The sequence below is a fragment of the Aliiroseovarius conchicola genome, assembly GCF_041403445.1.
Taxonomy (GTDB): domain Bacteria; phylum Pseudomonadota; class Alphaproteobacteria; order Rhodobacterales; family Rhodobacteraceae; genus Aliiroseovarius; species Aliiroseovarius conchicola.
This window is the reverse complement of the sequence record NZ_JBGEHL010000001.1, coordinates 405,388-429,326: the sequence shown is the minus strand read 5'-3', so window position 1 is coordinate 429,326 and position 23,939 is coordinate 405,388. Positions and strand designations below refer to the sequence as shown.

The window sequence follows — 23,939 nt, the reverse complement described above, 5'->3', positions numbered from 1 at the left end:
AAAAACTAGGAGGGTCCTATGCTATCAATCATATCGCACCCCGATTGCCGGGATCACGATGCAGGTCCGCTGCACCCCGAAAGCAAGGCGCGTCTTGATGCGATCAATAATCAATTGATCATGTCGGGTATGGACTATGTGGTGCAGCATCGTGATGCGCCTTTGGTAGAGCGTGCGCATCTAGAACGCGTGCATGACCACGATTATTTGGACCGGGTATATGCGTTGGCACCCGGCCAAGGCATGCAGAGCGTCGAGGTGGATGGCGATACGGTGATGAGCCCCGGAACGCTGCGCGCCGCCGAACGCGCCGCCGGGGCGGGCGTGATGGGTGTTGATCTTATTATGGCGAAAGAAGCGAACCCGATTTTCTGTATGATCCGCCCGCCGGGACATCACGCCGAAAGCGACAAGGCGATGGGGTTTTGCCTGTTCAACAACATCGCTGTAGCGGCTTCTCATGCGTTGGACGCCCACGGGTTGGCCCGCGTGGCGATCGTTGATTTCGACGTCCACCATGGCAACGGAACCGAAGAGATATTCAAAACAGATCCGCGCGTGCTATTCTGTTCCAGCTTCCAGCACCCATTCTACCCGTTCACCGGCCACGAAAAAGAGACCGACAACCTTGTCGACATCCCCTTGTCCGCAGGCGCTGGAAGTGCCGAATTTAGGGAAGCCGTAAGCGGTCACTGGTTGCCTCACCTGCGCGATTTCAAGCCAGAGTTCATCTTCATTTCAGCGGGATTTGACGCCCATGTGGCCGATGATATGTCCAGCGTTCAACTGACTGACGCAGATTATGTTTGGGTCACACAAGAGTTAAAGTCTATTGCGGACGAGTTTGCGGATGGTCGCATCATATCCATGCTGGAAGGGGGGTACGAGCCAGAGGTGCTTGCCCGCTCGGTCGTCAAACACCTGGATGTACTGTTGGGCTAACCGAACCGCGCAGCGTTAAGCGCTTTGATCGTGCCCGCATCCAACTCTGAAGATCGCCCGGAAATCATGTCCGCCAACAGCTGCGATGCCGCCGGGCTGGACTGCATCCCATACCCACCTTGGCCTGCGAACCAGATGAAATCGGGATCATCTGAGGCTGGTCCGATGGCAAGGTTGCCGTCAGGGGTGAAGCTGCGCAACCCTGCCCAGTTTGAGATCATGCGGGTCACCGGTTCCGTGACCATGTCTTCGTACCTCGCTAACCCCTCGGCCAGTACCATGTCGTCGGCCCACGCGTCATGCGGTGTGGTTGGGTCTGCATCGGCAGGCGATACGATAAGCGCACCGGCATCTGGTTTGGCGTACCAAGTCTCGCCTGCGCCCAGCACCATAGGCCAGCGACTGACATCGCGACCTGTTGGTGCAGAAATCCGCGCGACCGAGCGGCGTCGGGGCACAATCCCGATTGGTTTGACGCCTGACATGGTGGCCACTTCATCAACCCATGCACCCGCTGCATTAATCAGCACCTTGCCGGTATAGCAGCCTTTACCCGTTTCAACCTTCCAACCGTCCCGCAGACGTGTGATTGCTTTGGCGCGCGCGCTGGTGATCACTTCGCCGTTCTGGCGCAGGTCGCGGGCGAAGTTCTGGATCAGGCGATCCGTATCAATGTCCCAAGCGTCTTCGTCGTATCCTGCACCTGCCAAACGGTCCGGGTTCAAGATCGGGAAGAGATCAAGCGCTTCGGTCTTACTGATCGGCGCGAGTTTCATTTCCGCAATGTTGGCCTTCAGTGTGGCTTCTTGTCCTTTGGTCCCTGCGACCATGAACCCGCGCGGGGTTAACACACCGCCATGCGCGGTCTCATGATAACCGCGCGAGGCCCCGTTCAGCGCAACCACCGCTGGCGTTCCGTAATGTTCTTCGAACATCGCGGCAGAGCGACCAGAGGCGTGATAGGCCAACGCGTCTTCGGCTTCCAACAGGCAGACCCGGCCCAACTTTGCCAAGCGTCCGCCAGCCGAAGCACCAGCGATGCCACCGCCAATGATGATGAAGTCGGATGATATTCCCATGTCGTTCATGATCGGACAATGTCACGGCGATCGTGAAAGAAAAAGACCCCGCCCGAAGGCGAGGTCCTGTAATTGCAACTGACGATCAGATCAGTTCGAAGGAATCGCGCCTTCGATGCCCTCAACATAGAAATCCATGCCAGCGAGGGTGCCGTCGTCAGCGGTTTCGCCTTCAGCCAGCCAAGCCGATCCGTCCTGCTTGTTGATTGGGCCAGTGAACGCATGCACTTCACCTGACGCGAGCTTGTCACGCAGAGCTTCAGCGGCGGCCTTGACGTCAGCCGGAACCGCGTCAGAGATTTCACCAATGCCAACCATGCCAGCACCAATGCCGTCCCATGTGTTTACGCTTTCCCAAGTGCCATCCATGACGGCCTTGGTGCGCGCAACGTAGTAGGGCCCCCAATCATCGATGATCGACGATACGCGTGGGAAGGGGGCGTATTCGGACATGTCAGATGCCTGACCAAAGGTAACAACATTACCGGCTTCTTTCGCCGCGGCCTGGGGCGCGGTCGAGTCGGTGTGTTGCAAAATCACGTCTGCGCCTTGCTCGATCAGAGCTTTCGCGGCATCCGCTTCCTTGGCCGGGTCAAACCATGTGTAGGCCCAGATGATCTTGAACTGCACGTCTGGGTTCACGGCCTTGGCTGAAGTGTAGGCCGCGTTGATGCCCCGGATAACCTCTGGGATCGGGAAAGACGCGATGTAGCCGATGATGTTCGACTTGGTCATTTCGCCTGCGATCAGACCCTGAACGGCACGACCTTCGTAAAAACGAGCCGAATAGACAGATACGTTGTCCGATTGCTTGTAACCGGTTGCGTGTTCGAACTTCACATTGGGGAACTTCTCGGCCACTGCAATTGTCGGGTCCATGTAACCAAACGAAGTTGTGAAAATCAGATCGGCTCCAGCAAGCGCCATCTGGGTGATCGCGCGCTCGGCGTCTGCACCTTCTGGTACATTTTCCTGATAGATGGTTTCGACCTTGTCGCCGAAGGCTTCTTCGACAGCAAGACGACCTTGGTTGTGTTCGTAGGTCCAGCCGCCATCGCCGACGGGGCCAACGTAGATGAACCCAACTTTCGTCTTGTCTTCGGCCATAGCTGAACCGGCCAGACCGGTTGCCAGGGCCAAACTGGCCACTAGTGTTTTTACTGCACGCATATCATTCTCCCTTGGTGGTTTGAGCAGATTTGGTTGTTTGGTGTTCTTTTGCGTCTTCGCCACTATCGGCGACTTCACGCAGTTTTTTGATGTTGGTATCGCTTTCAAGCAGCGCCGCGGTCACTATTGCAGATGGTACGGCGATCACACCCAGCCCGATAAACAGGACAAAGGTCGTGAAAATGCGGCCACCTGCGGTGATGGGGAACATATCGCCATAGCCCACGGTGGTGAAGCTGGCGACCGCCCACCACAGGCTATGTGGGATCGAAGTGAAGACATCAGGTTGAGCGTCATGTTCAAAGATATAAATGCCCACCGCAGAGACATAGAGCATGAGAGCCGCGATGATACCAAAAATTGCAAGCTCGCCGCGCACCTGTCTGAAAGCCACCACAAGGCGCTCCATCGCATGTGATCCGCGAAACAGTTTGAACAGACGCACAAGTCGCAACAATCGGAAGGTGCGGATGACTTGCCACTGGGGGGTAAGGAAAGCGATTGCAGGAGCGATGCTAAGCAAATCGATAATCCCCCAGAAACTGAACGCATAGCGTACGGGTCTCTGCGATGCCGTCAGGCGCACAATGTACTCTGCGGCAAAAATGGTCAGCACGAAGATTTCAAAGGCGATCAGCATTGTATGCAGGCCGCCGGGCAAATCCGGCATGGTCTCGATGGCAATCGCAATAGCCGAGGCAATGATCAACGCATCCATGACACGGCCAACATTGATGCCCGCCATCGGCCTGTGACCGTCAAGGATTTCGTGAATCTCGGCCCTGGTCATCCAATATCCCTAATGCGTCGCATGGAAAATCTTCCCGAGCGATCCTGGCGCCCCATGATTTCCACGCAGAGAGATAACCACAAGTACCAGAATTGTCACGACATATGGGCTCATCGCGAGGATTTCGACCGGGATCGCGGCCCCTGCGGCCTGCAGGTTCAACTGTAGGACGGTGATACCCCCGAAAAGATATGCGCCAAGTAGCACGCGCCATGGTCTCCAGCTTGCGAAAACAACGATTGCAAGCGCGATCCAGCCCGCTCCGGCCGTCATGCCCTCGACCCATTGAGGGACGCGGACAAGGCTGACATAGGCGCCGCCCAATCCAGCACAGGCCCCACCGAATGCGATGGCAAGCAGGCGCACGCGGATGACCCTGTAACCCAAGGCATGGGCCGCATCGTGGTTTTCTCCGACCCCGCGCAGGATCAACCCCGCGCGGGTACGCGTCAGCACGTACCAAGTGGCCGCTACGATGATCAGGCTGACATAAACCATGTAGTCATGCCGGAACATAATTGGGCCCAACACTGGAATATCGCTGAGCAATGGGATTTCCCATTTGGGCATCCCGGGGGCTTTCATCCCCTCATATGGCTTGCCGATAAGCGCCGACAGCCCCAGCCCAAACAGAGTCAGTCCAAGACCTGTCGCGACCTGATTGGACATGAGATAGAGCACGAGCACGCCGAAAAGCATCGACAGAGCCGCGCCGGCTATGGCCGCAGCCACGAACCCAAGCGCAGAGCTTCCGGTGTTCACACCTATGGCGAAACCGACAACGGCGCCGGTGATCATCATCCCTTCGACCCCAAGGTTCAGGACGCCCGATTTTTCGACCACAGCTTCACCGATTGCGGCCAGCAGGATTGGCGTCGCCGCAACCATCAAGGATGCGAGCAAAAGGAGCGGGTTGATTTGACCTAGATCCATCGTTTTCTCCCTTATGCCACTGCTGGTTTGTTAAATCGGATGCGGTAGTTGGACAGAACGTCCATCGCCAGCAGGAAGAACATCAGCATTCCTTGGAACATCTGAATGGCCGCACCGGGAAGACCGAGCATCAATTGGGCGAGTTCTCCGCCGATATATGTCAATGCCATCAAAAGCGCCGCCAACAAGATGCCGATTGGATGTAGTCGTCCAAGAAACGCCACGATGATCGCAGTGAATCCGTAGCCGGAGTTGAAATCGATGGTTACCTGCCCGGACGGGCCAGAGACTTCAAACAATCCCGCCAATCCCGCTAGCGCTCCTGACGTGCCAAGGCAGAACAGGATCAAACGCGTCGGATTGACCCCAGCAAAGCGCGCGGCGCGTGGTGCTTCGCCAGTCAGACGCACCTGAAAGCCCAACAGGTGCCGGGTCAATAGGATATAGGCGAAAATGACCGCGATGAACGCTGCCGCCACGCCCCAGTGCATACCGGAGTCAGAAATAATCTCGGTGTTATATGCGGCAGGAAAGTCGCGGAAATTGCGCGACCCTGGGAACCCTCGGCCTTCGGGGTTTTGCAGAAGTCCCTGACTGACCGAGGCCAATATGTTTTCGGCCACATAGACCAGCATCAGGCTGACCAAAATTTCGTTGGTGCCGAACTTCACCTTCAGTGTGCCCGGGATCATTGCCCATGCCCAGCCACCCAAGGCTCCGGCAAATACCATGGCGGGGAAGATCAACACGCTTTCAGACGGATAGAATGCAAGCCCCACCCCGGCGCCACAAATCGCGCCCATGATGTACTGGCCTTCGGCGCCGATGTTCCACACGCCCGCCCGGAATCCCAGGCTCAGGCCGATGGCGATCAGGATCAGCGGTCCTGCTTTCACCAAAAGCTGAGGGCGCGAGTAGGGGCCGAATGTCTCATGAAACAACGGGTCCCAGAAGATCGTGCGAATGGCCTCGAACGGGTCTTTGCCCAGCATCCAGAACATGATGCCACCAGCGATCATGGTCGCGATGACCGCCAGAACCGGTGTGAAGCCTGCCCAGAATTTCGAAGGCTGGGGACGTTTTTCCAGATGTATCATGCCGCAGCCTCCTTCTCGCCGCCACCCATCATCAGGCCGATTGTCTCAACATCCAGACCTTGTGTCGAAACCGGGTCAGGCAAGCGACCTTCGTTCAGTGCGGTAAAGCGGTCGGAGATTTCCATGAGCTCGTCCAAGTCCTGACTGATGACCACGACCGCCGCGCCTTCATGTGCCAGATCAAGTAGCGATTGCCGGATCGCGGCAGCCGCCGAGGCATCGACCCCCCAAGTCGGCTGGTTTACCACCAATACATCGGGGCGCTGCAACACCTCGCGGCCGATGACGAATTTTTGCAGATTGCCGCCAGACAATGACCCTGCAGTGTTGGATGGTCCCGGTGTGCGGACATCGAACGCTTCGATAATTGACCGCGCGAACCGTTCCGAGCGGCGCCATTTAAGGAACCCGCGCTCGACCAAGTTTTCGCGTATGGCACCGGTCAGCAACGCATTCTCGGTCAGGCTCATCTCGGGCGCTGCGGAATGTCCCAGGCGTTCTTCCGGGGCAGTCAAAAGCCCGCGAATACGGCGCGCATTTGGATGCAGCGCACCAATATCCTCGCCATCCAACGAGATGGTGCCGCTTTGGGCCTTGGCCTCGCCTGACAGAACGGCAAGCAATTCGTCTTGCCCGTTGCCGGCCACGCCGCCGATTCCCAGAATTTCGCCCTTGCGTACATCAAGTGAGACATTGCGCAAGCTGGTCCCAAACTCGGTCGGAGACTTCATAGACACATCCGACATCGAAAGCGTCACGGGGCCGGGTTCGGCTGCTTCGCGCGATGGGACATGCAATGTCTCACCCACCATCATCTCGGCCAGTTGGCGTGCGGACTTCTCGCGCGGGTCACAGGTGTCAACGACTTTGCCCAGCCGCAGGACAGTGGCGTGCTCACACAATGAGCGGATTTCTTCGAGCTTGTGCGAGATATAGAGGATCGCGGTGCCTTCAGATGTCAGTTTGCGCAGGGTTTCGAAAAGGATATCAACCTCTTGCGGCGTTAGGACCGAGGTTGGTTCATCCATGATAAGAAGCTTTGGGTCCTGCAAAAGGCAGCGAATAATTTCGACCCGTTGGCGTTCTCCGGCTGACAACTCACCAACCACACGTTCTGGATCAAGCGGCAGGCCATAGGCGTTACTGACCTCGCGAATACGGGCTGACAGCTCGCGTGGGTGCGGTGGGTTATCCATGCCAAGCGCGATGTTTTCGGCGACCGATAACGCATCGAACAAGCTGAAGTGCTGAAACACCATAGCCACGCCCGAATTGCGGGCGGCGGCAGGGTTGGTGGGCGTAAACACCTCGTCCTTCAACGTCATCTGGCCCGCGTCTGGTTTGACGAGGCCATAGATCATTTTCACGAGCGTCGATTTCCCCGCCCCATTCTCGCCCAGCAGGGCGTGAACTTCACCCGGCAGGATCGAAAACGAAACTTGGTCATTGGCCACAACACCCGGGTAGGCTTTCGTCATCCCCTCAAGTGTCAATAGCGCGTCGGCTTGGCGCGTATCCCCCGTCACTTGGAATTCCCCTGTTGGTTACATTATTGTTAGCCGCGCTTTTAAGTAGCGCGGCGGCAACGCCCACCGCAATGGCTTGAGGCGCTTTTCCAAGGCCCGGATCACCGATTGGGCATTGGATTTTATTAATATTGTCAAGGCTGTGGCCAAGATTGCCCAGCCGTTTTCTGAACCTAACCCATTTGGTGGCAGACCCAATCACACCGGCGCTGACGAAAGGTCGCGACAAGATCGCGTGGCATAAGTCCAGATCGAGGCTGTGGCTATAGGTCAGAACAAGGTGATGGGCGTGATCTGGGGCCATTGTCACGGTGTTAACCGGGTTCGCAGCGGGTAATGCGGTGACGCCAGTGGGAACCTGTTCTGGAAACCGGTCCAGTGATGTGTCGACCCACGTGATCGCCAGATCAGGCAGTGGGGAAAGCACGTCAATCAATGCCCGACCAACATGACCCGCGCCGTAAATCCAAACGGGAATCGTTGGCTGTGCGACAGGTTCGATCATCCATCCCTGAAGCAATTGGGGGATAGGGCGCTCTCCACGACCACGGGCGCGGTCCAGAACCCGTTGAACTGCCAAGTTGGTGTCATGTGACGTGGAAACGGGCCGCGCGAACACGCCATCCGGTGCAAGGTCGGCAATGCTGTCAGCCGAAAAAAGCTCGGTGAGTAGCGTTACCGCGCCCCCGCAGCACTGACCCAACGCCGGACCCAACGGAATGCGCGCAACTTGCGAGTTGCGTCCAGTCGTCAGCATCTCGCGAGCCACCTCAGCGGCCCGAAATTCCAATTCTCCGCCGCCAATGGTCCCGATCTGTCCGTCAGGCCATACCAACATTGATGCCCCAACTTCACGGGGCACTGATCCGGCCGTCTCAGCGACAACCACGCGGGCGATCGTGCCGTGACGCCGGGTGGCATCGGTCAGTTGGGTGATGTCGAAACTCATCCCGCACGCACCCTGTCTACTGCGTTCAGGACTTCCTCGGCGGTGGCCGGTGCGTTCATGTTGTGAAACCCGTCGCCACAGGCGGACACAGCGTCCGCCAGTGCAAGCCATGCCGAGATACCCAGCATGAAAGGCGGCTCGCCCACGGCTTTCGAGCGGAACACTGTATCTTCGTGGTTGGGTTGATCCCAAAGGTCGACATTGAACACACGGGGTCGGTCAGAACAGGCGGGGATTTTGTAAGTCGAGGGCGCATGCGTGCGCAGCCGCCCGTGATCGTCCCAAACAAGCTCTTCCGTGGTCAACCAACCCGCGCCCTGGACATACGCCCCCTCGACCTGTCCAATATCAAGCGCCGGGTTCAGGCTGGATCCGGCATCATGCAGGATATCTGTGCGCAAGATACGATTCTCACCGGTTAGCGTGTCGATCACAACTTCGCTGAGCGCGACCCCATGCGCGAAGTAAAGGAACGGGCGACCTTGGCCTTTCACGCGATCCCAAGTGATGTCGGGGGTTTTGTAAAAGCCGGTGGCGGAAAGGCTAACGCGGGCCTCGTAGGCTGATTGGGCCGCCTTGGCAAAGGTGACGCTTTTGCCGCCTGGGCCGGTGAGCTTCCCGTCGACGAACGAGATATCGCCGGGTTTTGCTTGCCAAAGCTGAGCGATATGCTCTGCCATACGTTCGCGTATGGTTAGGCATGCAGCCTGCACGGCCATCCCGTTCAAATCCGATCCCGACGACGCGGCAGTGGCCGACGTGTTAGGAACCTTCGCGGTGTCGGTCGCCGTGATCTTCACACTTCCCAGATCGACCCCAAAGCAGCTTGCCGCCACCTGTGCCACTTTCTGGAACAGACCTTGGCCCATCTCGGTGCCGCCATGGTTCATCCGGATCGAGCCATCGGAATACACATGCACCAAAGCGCCGGCTTGGTTCAGATGGGTTAGTGTAAAGCTGATTCCGAATTTGACCGGCGAATAGGCCAAGCCTTTCTTTAAGATGGTGTTTTCGGCGTTGAACGCATCAATCTTGTGCCGCCGCTCCGCATAATCTGCTCGCTCTAAGAGCGCGTCAGTCATTGCCGGGACGTGAAAGCCATCAATGGTCTGGCCATAATGGGTTGTCTGCCCGTCCTCATAGAAATTGGCGCGACGCACGGCGACTGGATCAAGACCCTGTTTGGCCGCGACGTGATCCAATATGCGTTCGATCCCCAGAACGCCCTGCGGTCCGCCAAACCCGCGATAGGCTGTGGCCGAGGCCGTGTGCGTCTTCAGCCGGTGGCTTTCGATCCGAACAGCGGGCAGGTGATAGGCGTTGTCGGCATGCAGCATCGCGCGATCGGCGACGGGCAAAGACAGGTCCTGCGCCCAACCGCACCGGGCAAGCTGCGTGACTTCTAGTCCCAACAGACGTCCCTGATCATCAACACCGGCGCGATAGGTAATGCGGAAATCGTGACGCTTGCCAGTGATGACCATATCGTCGTCGCGATCATAGCGCATTTTGCACGGACGACCGGTTTTCTGCGCCGCGACAGCGCAGGCAACCGCCAACGCGTTGCCCTGACTTTCCTTGCCGCCAAAGCCGCCACCCATCCGACGTGTTTCGACGCGAATACCGTGCATGGGGACGCCCAGAGCCTCTGCCACCTTATGCTGAATTTCCGTCGGGTGTTGGGTCGAGCTGTGGACTAACATGTCGCCCGCTTCCTGCGGGATCGCCAGCGCGGCCTGACCTTCGAGATAAAAGTGTTCTTGTCCGCCCATCTCGAAGCTGCCCTCGATAACATGCGGTGCCGTATGGATCGCATCATCAGCATCGCCGCGCGACCAGATGACCGGGCCTCCCTCGAACCGGCTGTCCGCCGCCATCGCGTCGTCGATGGTTAGAATGGCGGGGCGGGGATCGATGGTGATGTCCCCCAAACGCGCGGCCTTTCGCGCGGCCAGATGAGAGGTGGCAATCACCAGAAAGATTGGCTGTCCATGATAGAAGACCTCGCCGGTGGCCAACAAGGGTTCGTCATGCGCAGACGGCGACACGTCATTATCGTGGGGCAGGTCGATGGCCGTCATGACCGCTATCACGCCCGGCGCTTGGCGAACCTTCGAAAGGTCAGCGCGAGTGATTACGCCACGCGCTGTGTCGCTGAGACCAAAGGCGAGATGCAGACAATTTCCGGGCGTCGGGATATCGTCGACATAGCGTGCCTCACCGGTCACATGTAGGCGGGCTGCGTCGTGAGGAAGGGATTTTCCGACACTCATGGCTGCACCTCAAGTACCGAGGTGGTGGCGCCCTGATCGTCGTGCCAATAACGCAGCAATAGGTTTTGCGCAGTCTTATGACGATAGTCCGCTGAGGCGCGCATATCCGTCATCGGCGTAAAATCCTCCGAAAACGCGGGCAGGGCAGCTTCGACGGTGGAAAGGCTCCACGGCTGCCCAATCAATGCCGCCTCAACATGCTTGGCGCGCTTGGGCGTTCCCGCCATGCCGCCAAACGCGATACGAGCAGTCGAGACTTTGCCATCTTCAACTGTGATGTTGAACGCGGCCAAGACGGCGGAAATATCCTGATCGAACCGTTTTGAAAGCTTATAGACCCTCAACCGATCCGGCTGGCGTTTGAAGGATACAGCGCCGACGAACTCGCCCGGTCTTCGATCTTGTTTGCCATACTCAATGAAGAAGTCTTCCAGAGGGATTGAGCGCGCCTCGTCCCCGCGACGCAAGTGCAGTGTGGCATCCAAAGCGATCAATGCTGGTGGGACGTCCCCGATCGGAGACCCGTTGGCGATGTTGCCGCCAACAGTCGCCACATTGCGCACTTGAAGCGAGGCAAAGCGGCGCAGCATTTCCGCAAAATGTGGATGGAGGGGCGTGATCGCCTGACGCAATGCCTCGACCGTCACACCCGCGCCGATTTGCACTTCGTCATCCGTGATATGTAACGAGCGCAAGTCCTTCACGCCGTTCAGGAAGATCACCGGCCTTAATTCGCGCAACGCTTTGGTTGCCCAAAGACCCACATCTGTCGCGCCTGCCACCAACGTTGCATGCGGCGCTGTCATAAGCGCATGGGCAAGTGCGTCCACCGTTTCTGGGCGGGCAATATCCGGTTCACCTTGATCGGACAGCTTGTCCACTTGCGACATAAATGCGCCTGGCGCTTCCAACTTCGCGGCCTCTTGCGAGGCACGTATGATCGGCGCGTAGCCGGTGCATCGACACAGGTTACCCGCCAAAACGTCGTCGTGATCTGTGTCGCCGTTCAAGTGCGCTGTCGCCATCGACATAGTGATCCCGGGTGTGCAGAACCCACACTGCGATCCGTGGTGATCAATCATGGCTTGTTGCACGGGGTGCAGTTGATCCCCGGCAGACAGCCCCTCGACCGTTGTGACAGATTTGCCGTTTAATTGCCCAAGGAACAAGATGCAGGCGTTGACCGATTTGGCGCCGTCTTCATCGGAGACCATGATGGTACATGCGCCGCAATCGCCTTCGTTGCAGCCCTCTTTCGTACCTGTAAGTCCTTGTGTGTCGCGCAGCCAATCCAACGTAGACCTTGTCGGGTCTACATCGCGTAGGGTCACACTCTCTCCGTTCAGAAGAAAGGCGATGTCCATAAATTTCGTCCTGCCGCCTTACCCTGTTGTGGCCCCGGATTGCATGCCTTCGATGCGGCGTAGAAAACATGCGGGGTTTATTGGTCTTGGATTAGAAAAGCCGAGAATCGCCGCCGTGGCAAGGAAATCCTGCATTGCGTAGCGGCATGGCACCGTTTGTGGACTGGTCAATTGGGAGTGCATGTGATAATGTATGCAATAGTATACCGTATATATTTTCGGAATGAACCCTATGTTAGCTCAAATACATCACGTCCAGCTTGCGATGCCTAATGGGCAAGAAGACCGGGCAACACCGTTTTATCTGGATGTGTTGGGAATGGACGTCGAACCAAAACCGCCGGTGTTGGCAAAACGAGGCGGAATTTGGTTTCGCAAGGGTGCAATCCGTCTGCATCTTGGCGTGGAGACGCCCTTTCGTCCGGCTAAGAAAGCCCACCCAGCTTTTCAGGTTGAAGGGCTGGACGATCTGGCACAAGGGTTGGCGGCCGCGTCATTTGTGGTGAATTGGGACACAGATCTGGATGGATATCGCCGGTTCTATTCAGAAGATCCATTTGGCAATCGGATCGAGTTTTTGGAGCCCGCTTAATCGCTTTCACCGCTTTCCCCTCGGCCAACGCTCGTCTAGTTTAACCCCATGACGAGCCAACCCCGATTCATTCACCTTCGCGTTCACACTGAATACTCGCTTCTAGAGGGCGCGATTCCGGTCAAAAAGTTACCCGGCCTGTGTGCTGACGCTGGGATGCCGGCGGTCGCGGTCACGGATACTAACAGCATGTTTGCGGCGCTTGAGTTTTCGGTCACAGCCGCTGGTGACGGCGTTCAGCCGATCATGGGCTGTCAAGTTGACGTCGCATTTGATCCGCCTGCGCCGGGCGAGAAAGTACGCCCACCAGCGGCGATGGTTTTCCTTGCGCAGGACGAGCGCGGGTACGAGAACCTGATGAAGCTCAACTCGTGTCTTTATATCGACAAAAACGGTGAGCTTCCGCAGGTTCAACTGGACGAGTTGGAGCGATATTCCGAAGGGCTGATCTGCCTGACTGGCGGCGCAGAAGGGCCCGTAGGGCAGCTTTTGCAGGCTGGCCAACGCCCCAAGGCCGAAGCCCTGATGAAGCGACTTTTGACTTGTTTCGGCGACCGGCTCTACGTCGAATTACAACGTCACCCGGGCGAAGGTGGTCGGACAACCGAAGGCGAGCGCGCGACCGAACAGGGCTTTGTGGAAATGGCCTATGCCATGGCCATCCCACTTGTTGCCACCAACGATGCCTACTTCCCAAAGCAAAAGCTTTACGAGGCGCATGACGCGCTGATTTGCATCAAGGAAGGTGCGTATGTTGACCAACAGGAAGGGCGTCGTCGCCTGACGCCCCAGCACTATTTCAAAAGCCCCGAGGAAATGGTCACGCTGTTTGCTGACCTGCCGGAAGCGATTGAGAACACGGTGGAAATCGCCAAGCGCTGCGCATTCATGGCCTATCGTCGTGACCCAATCTTGCCGAAATTTGCAGATGATGAGGTTCAGGAACTCCGTCGTCAGGCGAATGCAGGCCTGCAAGCGCGTCTCGCCGTGATCCCTCACGCCGTCACGGTCGAGGAATATCAGGAACGGCTCGATTTCGAGCTCGATATCATCGAAGGAATGGGCTTCCCCGGATACTTCCTGATCGTTGCCGACTTTATCAAATGGTCCAAAGACAATGAAATCCCGGTCGGGCCGGGTCGGGGGTCGGGTGCGGGGTCATTGGTGGCCTATGCGCTGACGGTGACGGACCTTGATCCGCTGCGCTATTCACTACTGTTCGAACGCTTCCTGAACCCGGAACGTGTGTCGATGCCCGACTTCGATATCGACTTCTGCATGGATCGCCGAGAAGAGGTGATCCGATACGTGCAGGAGAAATACGGCCGCGATAAAGTGGGGCAAATCATCACATTCGGCGCGCTGCTGTCTAAGGCGGCCGTGCGTGATGTCGGGCGGGTGCTCCAGATGCCATACGGGCAAGTGGACCGCCTGTCCAAGATGATTCCGGTCGAAGGCGTGAAACCTGTTTCGATCGAAAAAGCGCTGAAAGACGAGCCGCGCCTGCGAGAGGAAGCCCGCGCCGAAGAGGTCGTTGACCGCCTTCTGACCTATGGCCAACAGCTCGAAGGTCTGCTGCGCAATGCCTCGACCCACGCGGCAGGTGTGGTGATCGGGGATCGTCCGCTGGATGCGCTTGTCCCGCTTTACCAAGATCCACGCTCGGATATGCCGGCCACCCAATTCAACATGAAATGGGTCGAACAGGCGGGGCTGGTGAAATTCGACTTTCTGGGCCTGAAAACCCTGACGGTCATTCAGAACGCCGTGGATCTGATCAAAGAGCAGGGGCGCGACATCCATACGTCTCCGAATGGTGAGGCGCTTTACGAGCCACCCGAAGGCGCGGTGAACGAGATCAACGCCATCCCGCTGGATGATGAAGCGTCCTACAAGCTGTACGCCGCCGCTAAGACAGTGGCCGTGTTTCAGGTGGAAAGCACCGGCATGATGGATGCGCTTCGCCGTATGAAGCCAACCTGCATCGAAGACATCGTGGCCCTTGTGGCGCTTTACCGCCCCGGCCCGATGGAGAATATCCCGACCTATTGCGAGGTTAAAAATGGGCTGCGTGAAATCGAAAGTGTTCACCCTCTGATCGACCATATCCTGGCCGAAACGCAGGGCATCATCGTTTATCAGGAACAGGTGATGCAGATCGCGCAGGTCATGGCGGGCTATTCGCTGGGCGGGGCGGACTTGCTGCGCCGTGCGATGGGTAAGAAGATCAAAGAGGCGATGGACGCCGAACGCCCGAAATTCGAAAAGGGTGCCGCCGAAAATGGGGTGCCCGCCAAGAAGGCGTCCGAGGTTTTCGACCTTCTGGAAAAATTCGCCAACTATGGCTTCAACAAATCCCACGCGGCTGCTTATGCGGTGGTCAGCTACCAAACCGCGTGGCTGAAAGCCAACCACCCGGTCGAGTTCATGGCGGGCGTCATGAATTGCGATATCCACCTGACTGACAAACTGTCCGTCTATGCCAACGAAGTGCGGCGCGGCATGGATATCGAGATCGTGCCGCCTTGCGTGAACCGCTCACAAGAGACGTTTAGCGTGCATGAAGGCCGTGTGGTTTACGGGCTTGGTGCATTGAAGAACGTCGGTGTGGAAGCCATGAAGCTCGTGGTCGAAGGGCGTCGCATTGACGGGGTCGATAAACCATTTGCCACGCTCTACGATCTGGCCCGTCGGGTCGACCTGAAACGCGTGGGCAAACGCCCGATGGAAATGCTGGCCCGTGCGGGTGCATTTGACCAATTGGACCCGAACCGGCGGCGTGTGTTTGACAGTTTGGACGGGTTGGTTGGCTATTCTGCCGCGATCCACGAACAACGAGCGTCAAATCAGGTGTCTTTGTTTGGTGAAGCGGGCGATGACCTGCCAGAACCGCGCCTGTCGCCAGTCGGGGATTGGTTGCCAAGTGAACGGCTGGCCGAAGAACATAAGGCCATCGGGTTTTACCTGTCTGGCCATCCGCTGGACGACTACATGGCCGCGTTGAAACGCAAACAGGTGCTGTCTTTGGCAGAGCTTGAGCAGAAGGCTGAACGCGGGGCGATGGTCGCCAAGTTGGCTGGCACCGTTTCCGGTCGACAAGAGCGCAAGTCAGCGCGTGGCAATAGATTTGCTTTCGCGCAATTGACTGATCCGACCGGGCAATATGAAGTGACGATCTTTTCAGACGTGCTTGAGAAGTGTCGCGATTATCTTGAGACCGGTGCAAATGTGGTTGTGACGGTTGAGGCGACGATGGAAGCCGATCAGCTGAAGTTGCTCGCGCGTTCTATCTCGCCCATCGACAATGTGGTTGCTGATGCTGGGGGGATGGCATTGCGGCTGTATCTGGACGAAGCCGATGCGCTGACGCAGGTGGCCAACTTGCTGCGAGATGCCTCGGAGAAGGCACGTAATGTCAGACCGGGCGAGGTTTCAGTCTGTTTGATGGACCCGTCGCTTCCGGGTGAAGTCGAGATGACATTGGGCCAGCCGTTTCCCCTTAATCCACAAATCAAAGGCGCGCTGAAATCGCTGAATGGTGTGATTGATGTGGAGGAGGTTTAGGCGCTTTGCCCCTCTGCGCTGCGCGCATTCACCCCAGGATATTTTTGGAAAGAAAATGAGGGCTGGTCAGTAGTGCGGGGGGCGTTCGTCGCCCATGACCACGCCACCTGAATTCGCCATCTCGCGTTCTGCTTCGCGTTCCATCAGCATCTTTACGCGGTGGGTCATTTTGGACAGTTCATCATCTTGGCGGGTGACAACTTCGTTCAGCTCCTCGACCTGACGGGTCAGGTGGGCAACGGTTTCTTCTAACTGGGTCAGGCGATCATCGGTCATATGCGCGTGATAGCGTGTCTTTGGGATAAGACCCAGATGTTTTTCCAATGCTTGGCAATTCGCGAAGAAAAGAAGGCTTTCCTTGCCCCTGACGCCCCCATCCGCTAGACCGCCCGCGATACTTATCGGAACTGGGACCAGACATGGCCAAGCAGAAAAAACAGCCCCGCCCCAAGGCAATCACGCCCAAGGGATTTCGCGACTATTTCGGAGCGGAAGTGGACGAGCGCAAAGTGATGCTCGACCAGATTGCGGCTGTGTATCATCGCTATGGCTTTGACGCGCTGGAAAGTTCGGCTGTGGAGACGGTCGAGGCGCTGGGCAAGTTTCTTCCTGACGTGGATCGCCCTAACGAAGGTGTTTTTGCCTGGCAGGACGAAGACGATAGCTGGCTGGCGCTGCGCTATGACATGACCGCGCCACTGGCCCGTGTCTATGCGCAGCACCGCAACGATCTGCCGTCCCCTTATCGGCGCTACGCGATGGGTCCGGTTTGGCGCAACGAGAAGCCGGGGCCGGGTCGTTTTCGCCAGTTTTATCAATGTGATGCGGATACAGTTGGTACGGCAAGCATGGCCGCAGACGCTGAGATTTGTGCACTTTTGGCCGACACGCTGGAGACCGTGGGTATTCCGCGTGGTGACTATCTGGTGCGGGTAAACAACCGCAAAGTCATGAACGGTGTGCTTGAGGTGATGGGCGTGGATGAAGGCCCCACCCGCGACGCCGTTTTGCGCACCATCGACAAGTTTGACAAGGTTGGCGAGGCGGGGGTCCGATCGCTTCTGGGTAAAGGGCGTCTGGATGCGTCTGGCGCTTACATCGATGGAGTGGGCCTGTCAGACGACCAAGCAGAGCCTGTGATTGCTTTCTTGACCTCGAAAGGCGCGGATGCCAACGAAACACTCGCCAATCTGCGTAAGGCTGTGGGCGACAGTGCAATCGGTGCTGAGGGCGTAGAAGAACTGGAAGAAATCGCCATACTTTTGGCGGCCCAAGGCTATGGGTCTGATCGGATCGAGATTGATCCTTCGGTTGTGCGCGGTCTTGGGTACTACACCGGCCCTGTTTTTGAGGCCGAGCTGACCTTCGAAATCCTCGACGAAAAAGGCCGTCCACGTCAGTTTGGATCGGTCGCGGGTGGTGGTCGCTATGACGATCTGGTCAAGCGCTTCACCGGTCAGGCGGTGCCTGCCACGGGTATCTCGATCGGTGTTGATCGTCTACTGGCTGCGTTGCGCGCCAAGGGGCGCATGGGTGGTAAGGCGGTCGGTCCTGTGGTTGTCACCGTCATGGATAAATCTCGTCTTGCCGATTATCAGGTCATGGTCTCTGACCTACGGGGTGCAGGTATCCGGGCCGAGGTTTATTTGGGCAACCCCAAGAACTTTGGGAACCAGCTGAAATATGCAGACAAGCGTAACTCGCCCGTTGCGGTGATCGCTGGATCAGACGAGTTTGAGGCGGGCAAAGTGCAGATCAAGGATTTGGTGCTGGGTGCCAAGATCGCGGAAAACGCCACGCTTGAGGAATGGAAAGAACGTCCCAGTCAGTTTGAATGTGACCGCGCTGAAATGGTCGCCCGCGTGCGCGAGATCATCGAGGGCAATGATGACTGACAAGGCGCGCATCCGCGCAGAAGCCGCCCGATTGCTTGGTTTTTTTCAGACAAACGGTGCAAGCGTAGTCGAGGCGGACATCCTGCAACCAGCAGAGACGTTGCTTGACCTTTATGGTGAAGACATTCGGGCCCGTGCCTTCGTGACTCATGATCCCGATCTGGGCGAGGCGATGTTACGCCCCGACTTCACGGTGCCTGTTGTGCAGATGCACATGGCCGAGGGTGCTGAGCCGGCCCGATACGCTTATATGGGTGAAGTGTTCCGGTCGCAGCAGCAAGCGTCCAATCGGGCGGTCGAGCACTTTCAGGTGGGTTATGAGGTGTTTGATCGCGACGCTCCGATTGATGCGGATGCTGAGGTGTTCGCCCTGATCAAAGAGGCGCTGTCGCCGCTAGATCTAAGGGCGGCCACCGGCGATATGGGGCTGTTGTTGGCGGCTGTGCGAGGGTTGAAAACGACCGACCTGCGAAAGAAGGCTTTGTTGCGCCATATCTGGCGACCCCGACGGTTTCGCGCATTGCTGGATCGGTTTTCGGGCCGTGCCCCTGTACCAGAAGGTCGCTCTGCGTTACTGGCGGCAGACGATCCGATCGATCCGTCAGTGCCGCAGATCGGATTGCGCAGCGCCGATGAAGTTGCCCAGCGGATCGCGGCTTTACGGCAGGATGCGATGGCAGCGCATTTGTCGGTGCAAGAGGTTGAACTGCTCGATGATCTATTGGCGTTGCGTGAAACGACCGAAAATGTGCTGGAACACCTCCGGGACATTTCTGTCGATATGCCTGCAATCGCCGATGCTGTGGACAGGCTTGAGGCGCGGGCTGACGCGCTTGCGAAACGCGGTGTAGACGTTGCCAAGTTGGATTTCGAAGGCAGTTACGGTCGCACCTCGATGGAGTATTATGACGGTTTCGTTTTCGGTTTCTACGCCGAGAAACGGCCCGATCTTCCCCCCGTTGCAACTGGCGGACGTTATGATGCCCTGACTCGCGTTCTGGGCAATCAAAACGGTGGCGCAAGGGATATTCCGGCCGTTGGCGGTGTTATCCGACCCGAGCTGTTGTTGGAGCTGACCCGAAAGGACACGCAATGACGATTAAGTTGGGCGTGCCCTCTAAGGGTCGGTTGATGGAAAAGACGTTTGACTGGTTTGGCAGCCGAGGCATTACCCTTGCTCGCACTGGGTCCGATCGGGAATACGCTGCCGCCGTTGATGGTCTCGACGGCGTGGAGCTTGTGTTGCTGTCCGCTGGTGAAATACCGCGCGAGCTGGCGGCGGGACGCATTCATCTGGGTGTGACCGGCTCTGATCTGGTGCGCGAGAAATTGGGTGCGTGGCAAGAAAAGGTTTCAGAACTGGCCTTGATGGGGTTCGGGCATGCGGATTTGGTGATCGCTGTGCCAAAATGCTGGGTCGACGTGTCCACACTAGATGATCTTGATGCAGTGGCGGCAAGCTTTCGCGCCCACCATGGGTTCCGTTTGCGTATCGCGACCAAATACCACCGCCTGATCCGTGATCACTTGCGTGACCACGGGGTTGCCGATTATCAGCTTGTGGACAGTCAGGGTGCAACCGAAGGCACCGTCAAAAACGAAACAGCCGAGGCTGTGGCCGATATTACGTCGACCGGAGAGACACTGCGGGCGAACCACTTGAAAATTCTGTCTGGCGGTCCGGTTCACCGCAGTCAGGCAACGCTGTTCAAATCGCGAAGAGCGGCGTGGAGTGAGGCCGATAGAGCAACACTGAAGAAGCTCACAAAGGTGTTGGAACTGGACACCTAGACCACGCGGAACAAGTTGTTAGGCCGGCAGGTATGTGCGGAGCCAGTTTCGCACGGGATCGAACACCTGCATGGTTTCCGCAATGTGTTTGGGTGCCTGCGGTCCGAACGCTATTTCTTGCGCCAATCCATCGCGCCAGACTGCCAAACCCTTGCGTTTCAGCAAGTCGGCATTCTGATGTTGCGCATCATATGGGGCCGGTACCCGTTTCAAATCCAGTTCTGACAGGCGCAGCCCAGACGCGACGGCCTTGTCCAACGCTCCCTGAAGCTCGTCCCCAGCTGCCCCTGCAACGGTTTCCCGCCACCGAGGCAGCACGTTCCGATCAAATGCAAACAGTCCAAAGCCGACCACCAATGTGTCGGGTTGCAGCCCGAACATCCATGCGGCCCCAGTGGCGCTGTCCCGAAAGCTCACGTGAACATTGGTCTTGTAGGGCGTCTTGTCCTTGGAAAACCGAAGATCGCGGTGGATGCGGAACACTTTGCTGGTCACGTCGGTCTGATATCGCGCCGCAAGACGCGGGGCCAGATCGTCGCAGAAACTGGCGGCGGCATCTTTGACATGACGTTCATAGGTCGGCTTGTTCGCCGCAAACCAATCCTTGGTGTTGTTGGCTTTTAGTTCGTTCAGAAATGTTACGGTGCTGGTGTCAAACATGGGGCCTCCTTTGGGTCGTGGCGCCCATTCAAGTGTATGGACGCCACGATCTTAACCTCTCATCTTGTGATGAAGAAGAATTGGAACGACCAAATCCTCTTCGTCCGTCAAATGGCGGGTCAGAAAACCTTCTAGCGTTTCCACCATGTCCCGTAGGGCCGGGGCCTCTTCACGAGCTTTGCCTTCTTCCAGCTGGGTCAACGTGACCACGCGATTTGCTTTTCGTGTGATCTTTTCCAGCAGGCTATCCAATACCACATGGTCGCTTTCTAAAGTCTCCAGACCGGTATCGAACCGCTCATCGGCGGCCGATAATTCGGGGAAGAAGGATCGGTCCTCCCAATGATGGTGCCCGTGCAGATTACGCACCAGAAGATTGCCATAATACGACAACCGACCGGCATGATCCTCGGGTGCGATCTGCTTTTCCAAGTATCCTTCCGTGTTCAAACGAACCAATTCAGCCACTTGGCCAAACATTACATGGGCGCCCATCCAGTTTTGGATCGAGGCGGCGAAATTCGGGTGATCCGGCCAAGCGTCGCGCGGATAATCCCGAAGCAGAAGGCGCATGTCCTCAGGCAATGCCTCCTGTCTCATAGGTGTATGATGTGTCATTGGCGGTAAATAGTGTTATGATATAACAATACAAGACCCGCCACGACCTTTCGGTACTTGGCTATGATTCCTCGTCAGAATCTTTGAACCCAATGCCTTTGTGGCTGCCATCACAAAACGGCTTGTTCTTGGAGGCACCGCAGCGGCACAGAAACGCCTTTGACGCGGTTGTGATGCGTTTCCCGGTGCCAGAGCAGATCTCCAGATTACCTTCTGCCTTCAGCGGGCCGTCGGGAATGCGATCCAATTGCAGCGCTCCGCCTTGGTCCTCGCTCGGGGGCGGCACTTTCGCTGCTGGCTCTCCCGTCGTCTCGAACCCGGCTTCTACGTGGCTGTAGTCGCAATAGGGCTTGTTCTTAGATTTTCCGCATCGGCAAATTGCCGCCCGCGTTTCCGACGGCGCGCCTTCGACAGATACATCACCGGCAAAGATCAGCGGGCCGTTCTCCAACACGGCGACGCGGTTGATCTTCGGCGGTTTTTCGTCTGCGCCGTCATTGCGCCGAAATGCAAGCGCGCCGGATGGGCATGTGCGGATCATTGCCGCGACCTCTTCTCCGCTTGCATTGTCAGGCTGAACCCATGGGCGCTTTGACGGGTCGAACACATCTGGTAACTGCAAAAAACAGTTCCGCGCGTGAATACATCGCCCCAAATCAAAAGTGACCGTTATCTCCTGACCGGTATACTCTTTCCGTTTCATCGCTGGCTCCTTCTGGCTGGCACTTCAGCCTAGACGACCATGGCGCGATATCCAAATAACGAAAAAGGGCGCGGATCACCCCGCACCCTCTTTTTCTTTCCATAAGTATCCCGGGGTCCGGGGCAGCGCCCCGGTTAATCTCACCGGCTGCGCAGGAATCCTACGATGTCATAGGCTTGTTGCAAGATTGGTTGCGCGATTGCGTCCGCCCGCTCGGCACCAAGCGCCAGAACCCGATCAATCTCGGCCTTGTCATTCATCAGGCGCGCCATTTCGGTCGATATTGGCCCCAGTTTCTCAACGGCCAGATCAGCCAACGCAGGCTTGAAGCGTCCCCAACCAGCACCCGCAAATTCCGTGATCACCGCCTCGGGCGAGGTCTCGGACAGTCCGGCATAGATATCCACCAGATTGCGTGCCTCTGGACGCCCTTTGAGGCCTTCAAGCGTGTCAGGCAAGGGCTCAGGGTCAGTGCGCGCCTTTTTGAACTTCTTGGCGATAGTGTCGGCGTCATCGGTCATGTTGATGCGCTCCATATCGCTTTCACCCGATTTGGACATCTTCTTGGACCCGTCCCGCAGGTTCATCACGCGGGTCGCTGGCCCTTCGATGATCGGCTCAGGCAAGGGGAAGAAATCCTCGGCCCCGAAATCGTGGTTGAACTTGGCTGCAATATCGCGCGTCAACTCCACATGCTGCTTTTGATCTTCGCCCACAGGGACGTGGGTCGCGTGATACAGCAAAATGTCTGCCGCCATCAGTGCGGGATAGGCATAAAGCCCCAACGACACTTTCTCGGCATTCTTGCCGGCCTTATCTTTGAACTGAGTCATCCGGTTCATCCAGCCAACACGTGCGACGCAGTTGAACAGCCACGCAAGTTCTGCATGTGCTGGGACCTGACTTTGGTTGAACAGTACCGATTTGGTAGGATCGATCCCGGCAGCAAGATAGCCTGCTGTGACCTCGCGGGTCGCGTCTTTCAGTTCTTTGGGGTCTTGCCAGACGGTGATCGCGTGCAGGTCAACGACGCAGTAGACTGCCTCGAAATCCTGCCCTTGCATGTCCACAAATCGTTTGATGGCACCAAGGTAGTTGCCCAATTGCAGCCCGCCGGATGGCTTGACGCCTGAGAAGACGCGCGGCGTGTGCTTGGTCATGATATCACTCCGTCTGGATTTCTGATCCTTCGTCGCTTACCCATGTGGACAAGGGCCGTCAAGAAAGGCTCGAAAGTAAGAGGCCAAGGAGAGCCCAATATGAGCAGTTATCGAGACGAAAGTCCGGTCAATCCATTGCCCCCGGTTGTAATTGCGCTGGCGGTATTTCTGATCGGGATCGAACTGGTGTTTGTCGCGGCGAATGCCGGTTTCGTGGGAGGACCTCGGGCAGCGGGTTGGCGCATCTCGATGATTGAAGAGTGGGGTTTTCGTGCGCCGCTGTTTTCCTGGATGGTCGAGAACGGGCGCTATCCACTGCCCGATCTCGCGCGGTTTGTGACCTATCCATTCCTGCACCTCAGTTTCACGCATCTACTGTTCGTGTTGGTGTTTTTGCTGGCGCTTGGGAAGATGGTGGGCGAGGTCTTTTCGCCATTGGCCTTTCTGGTGGTGTTCTTCGGGGCGTCAATCGCCGGGGCGCTTGCCTATTGGCTGGTCTGGGATACCCAGGTCGTGTTGTTTGGCGGTTTCCCTGCCGTCTATGGCTTGATCGGAGCCTATACGTTTCTTCTTTGGACCAAGCTTGCCGCAACCGGGGGCAACCAACTCTCTGCCTTTCGCATCATCGCTTTTCTGATGGCTTTGCAACTGCTCTTTGGCATGTTGTTCGGTGGCGGACGCATGTGGGTGCCGGAACTTGCAGGGTTTGCCGCTGGGTTCGGGCTGTCTTTTCTGGTCAGCCCGGGTGGTTGGTCGCGTGTTTTGAAGCGGTTGCGCCAGCGGTGAAGCCATGCCGGGGCCAGCCCCGGACCCCGGGATATTTTTAACAAGAA

Annotated in this window: 21 protein-coding genes; 7 read left to right on the top strand and 14 right to left on the bottom strand. The window is 57.3% G+C overall.

The features are described 5' to 3' along the window. Positions 1-18: 18 nt before the first annotated feature. Positions 19-942 carry a histone deacetylase family protein gene (locus V6N04_RS02085; protein ID WP_371168456.1) on the top strand — a complete coding sequence of 308 codons (924 nt, stop codon included), beginning with the start codon at positions 19-21 and terminating at the stop codon, positions 940-942. Here V6N04_RS02085 and V6N04_RS02080 read toward each other — a convergent pair. The 9 genes from V6N04_RS02080 to xdhA all read right to left on the bottom strand — a co-directional run bounded on the left by V6N04_RS02080 (position 939) and on the right by xdhA (position 12,123). Next, positions 939-2,030, bottom strand: a complete 1,092-nt coding sequence (locus V6N04_RS02080; protein WP_371168455.1) for an NAD(P)/FAD-dependent oxidoreductase — start codon at positions 2,028-2,030, stop codon at positions 939-941. The two genes, V6N04_RS02085 and V6N04_RS02080, sit on opposite strands and share 4 nt — an antisense overlap. Positions 2,031-2,111: 81 nt before the next feature. Then, positions 2,112-3,191: a BMP family ABC transporter substrate-binding protein gene (locus V6N04_RS02075; RefSeq protein WP_371168454.1), complete on the bottom strand. Its 1,080-nt coding sequence runs from the start codon at positions 3,189-3,191 to the stop codon at positions 2,112-2,114. A gap of 1 nt (position 3,192) precedes the next feature. Then, complete coding sequence (locus V6N04_RS02070; RefSeq protein WP_371168453.1) at positions 3,193-3,981, bottom strand: ion transporter; 789 nt, start codon at positions 3,979-3,981, stop codon at positions 3,193-3,195. 9 nt (positions 3,982-3,990) lie between these two features. Then, entirely contained in the window at positions 3,991-4,914 is a 924-nt protein-coding gene (locus tag V6N04_RS02065; RefSeq protein WP_371168452.1) for an ABC transporter permease, read from the bottom strand. A gap of 11 nt (positions 4,915-4,925) precedes the next feature. Continuing rightward, positions 4,926-6,011: an ABC transporter permease gene (locus V6N04_RS02060; protein WP_371168451.1), complete on the bottom strand. Its 1,086-nt coding sequence runs from the start codon at positions 6,009-6,011 to the stop codon at positions 4,926-4,928. Then, complete coding sequence (locus tag V6N04_RS02055) at positions 6,008-7,489, bottom strand: ABC transporter ATP-binding protein (protein WP_371168625.1); 1,482 nt, start codon at positions 7,487-7,489, stop codon at positions 6,008-6,010. Before V6N04_RS02055 ends, V6N04_RS02060 begins: the two co-directional genes overlap by 4 nt. 4 nt (positions 7,490-7,493) lie before the next feature. Continuing rightward, complete coding sequence (gene xdhC / locus V6N04_RS02050) at positions 7,494-8,486, bottom strand: xanthine dehydrogenase accessory protein XdhC (protein WP_371168450.1); 993 nt, start codon at positions 8,484-8,486, stop codon at positions 7,494-7,496. Then, positions 8,483-10,759, bottom strand: coding sequence for a xanthine dehydrogenase molybdopterin binding subunit (gene xdhB / locus V6N04_RS02045; RefSeq protein ID WP_371168449.1), 2,277 nt, complete (start codon positions 10,757-10,759; stop codon positions 8,483-8,485). The genes xdhC and xdhB overlap by 4 nt, the downstream gene beginning before the upstream one ends. Continuing rightward, positions 10,756-12,123 (bottom strand): xanthine dehydrogenase small subunit, encoded by a 1,368-nt coding sequence (gene xdhA, locus V6N04_RS02040; protein WP_371168448.1) that lies wholly within the window; start codon positions 12,121-12,123, stop codon positions 10,756-10,758. The genes xdhB and xdhA overlap by 4 nt, the downstream gene beginning before the upstream one ends. Before the next feature lie 232 nt (positions 12,124-12,355). On the opposite strand from xdhA, the gene V6N04_RS02035 reads away from it, so the two are divergent. Both V6N04_RS02035 and dnaE read left to right on the top strand, forming a co-directional pair. Then, a complete protein-coding gene (locus V6N04_RS02035) occupies positions 12,356-12,715 on the top strand; it encodes a VOC family protein (protein ID WP_371168447.1) in 360 nt (119 codons plus the stop codon). Positions 12,716-12,763: 48 nt separating this feature from the next. Beyond that, positions 12,764-16,279: a DNA polymerase III subunit alpha gene (dnaE, locus tag V6N04_RS02030; RefSeq protein ID WP_371168446.1), complete on the top strand. Its 3,516-nt coding sequence runs from the start codon at positions 12,764-12,766 to the stop codon at positions 16,277-16,279. Between the two features lie 66 nt (positions 16,280-16,345). Here the strand turns inward: dnaE and V6N04_RS02025 are convergent, their stop codons facing one another. Then, the gene (locus tag V6N04_RS02025) at positions 16,346-16,540 is read right to left on the bottom strand and encodes a SlyX family protein (RefSeq protein WP_371168624.1); all 195 of its coding nucleotides are present in this window, start codon (positions 16,538-16,540) and stop codon (positions 16,346-16,348) included. 158 nt (positions 16,541-16,698) lie between these two features. Here V6N04_RS02025 and hisS point away from each other — a divergent pair, with 158 nt between their 5' ends. From hisS to hisG, 3 genes are read left to right on the top strand one after another with little or no spacing between them, the layout of a single operon-like run. After that, positions 16,699-18,174, top strand: a complete 1,476-nt coding sequence (gene hisS / locus V6N04_RS02020; protein ID WP_371168445.1) for a histidine--tRNA ligase — start codon at positions 16,699-16,701, stop codon at positions 18,172-18,174. Then, positions 18,167-19,270, top strand: coding sequence for an ATP phosphoribosyltransferase regulatory subunit (locus tag V6N04_RS02015; RefSeq protein ID WP_371168444.1), 1,104 nt, complete (start codon positions 18,167-18,169; stop codon positions 19,268-19,270). Before hisS ends, V6N04_RS02015 begins: the two co-directional genes overlap by 8 nt. After that, complete coding sequence (gene hisG, locus V6N04_RS02010) at positions 19,267-19,965, top strand: ATP phosphoribosyltransferase (protein ID WP_371168443.1); 699 nt, start codon at positions 19,267-19,269, stop codon at positions 19,963-19,965. The genes V6N04_RS02015 and hisG overlap by 4 nt, the downstream gene beginning before the upstream one ends. A gap of 18 nt (positions 19,966-19,983) precedes the next feature. Here the strand turns inward: hisG and V6N04_RS02005 are convergent, their stop codons facing one another. The 4 genes from V6N04_RS02005 to trpS form a co-directional block, all read right to left on the bottom strand. Beyond that, positions 19,984-20,625: a DUF2461 domain-containing protein gene (locus tag V6N04_RS02005; protein ID WP_371168442.1), complete on the bottom strand. Its 642-nt coding sequence runs from the start codon at positions 20,623-20,625 to the stop codon at positions 19,984-19,986. Between the two features lie 51 nt (positions 20,626-20,676). After that, a complete protein-coding gene (locus V6N04_RS02000) occupies positions 20,677-21,198 on the bottom strand; it encodes a hemerythrin domain-containing protein (RefSeq protein WP_371168441.1) in 522 nt (173 codons plus the stop codon). A gap of 106 nt (positions 21,199-21,304) precedes the next feature. Beyond that, a complete protein-coding gene (locus V6N04_RS01995) occupies positions 21,305-21,946 on the bottom strand; it encodes a CDGSH iron-sulfur domain-containing protein (protein ID WP_371168440.1) in 642 nt (213 codons plus the stop codon). 140 nt (positions 21,947-22,086) lie between these two features. After that, positions 22,087-23,106, bottom strand: a complete 1,020-nt coding sequence (gene trpS, locus V6N04_RS01990) for a tryptophan--tRNA ligase (RefSeq protein ID WP_371168439.1) — start codon at positions 23,104-23,106, stop codon at positions 22,087-22,089. Positions 23,107-23,205: 99 nt separating this feature from the next. Here trpS and V6N04_RS01985 point away from each other — a divergent pair, with 99 nt between their 5' ends. After that, positions 23,206-23,892, top strand: coding sequence for a rhomboid family intramembrane serine protease (locus V6N04_RS01985; RefSeq protein ID WP_371168438.1), 687 nt, complete (start codon positions 23,206-23,208; stop codon positions 23,890-23,892). Positions 23,893-23,939: the final 47 nt, after the last annotated feature.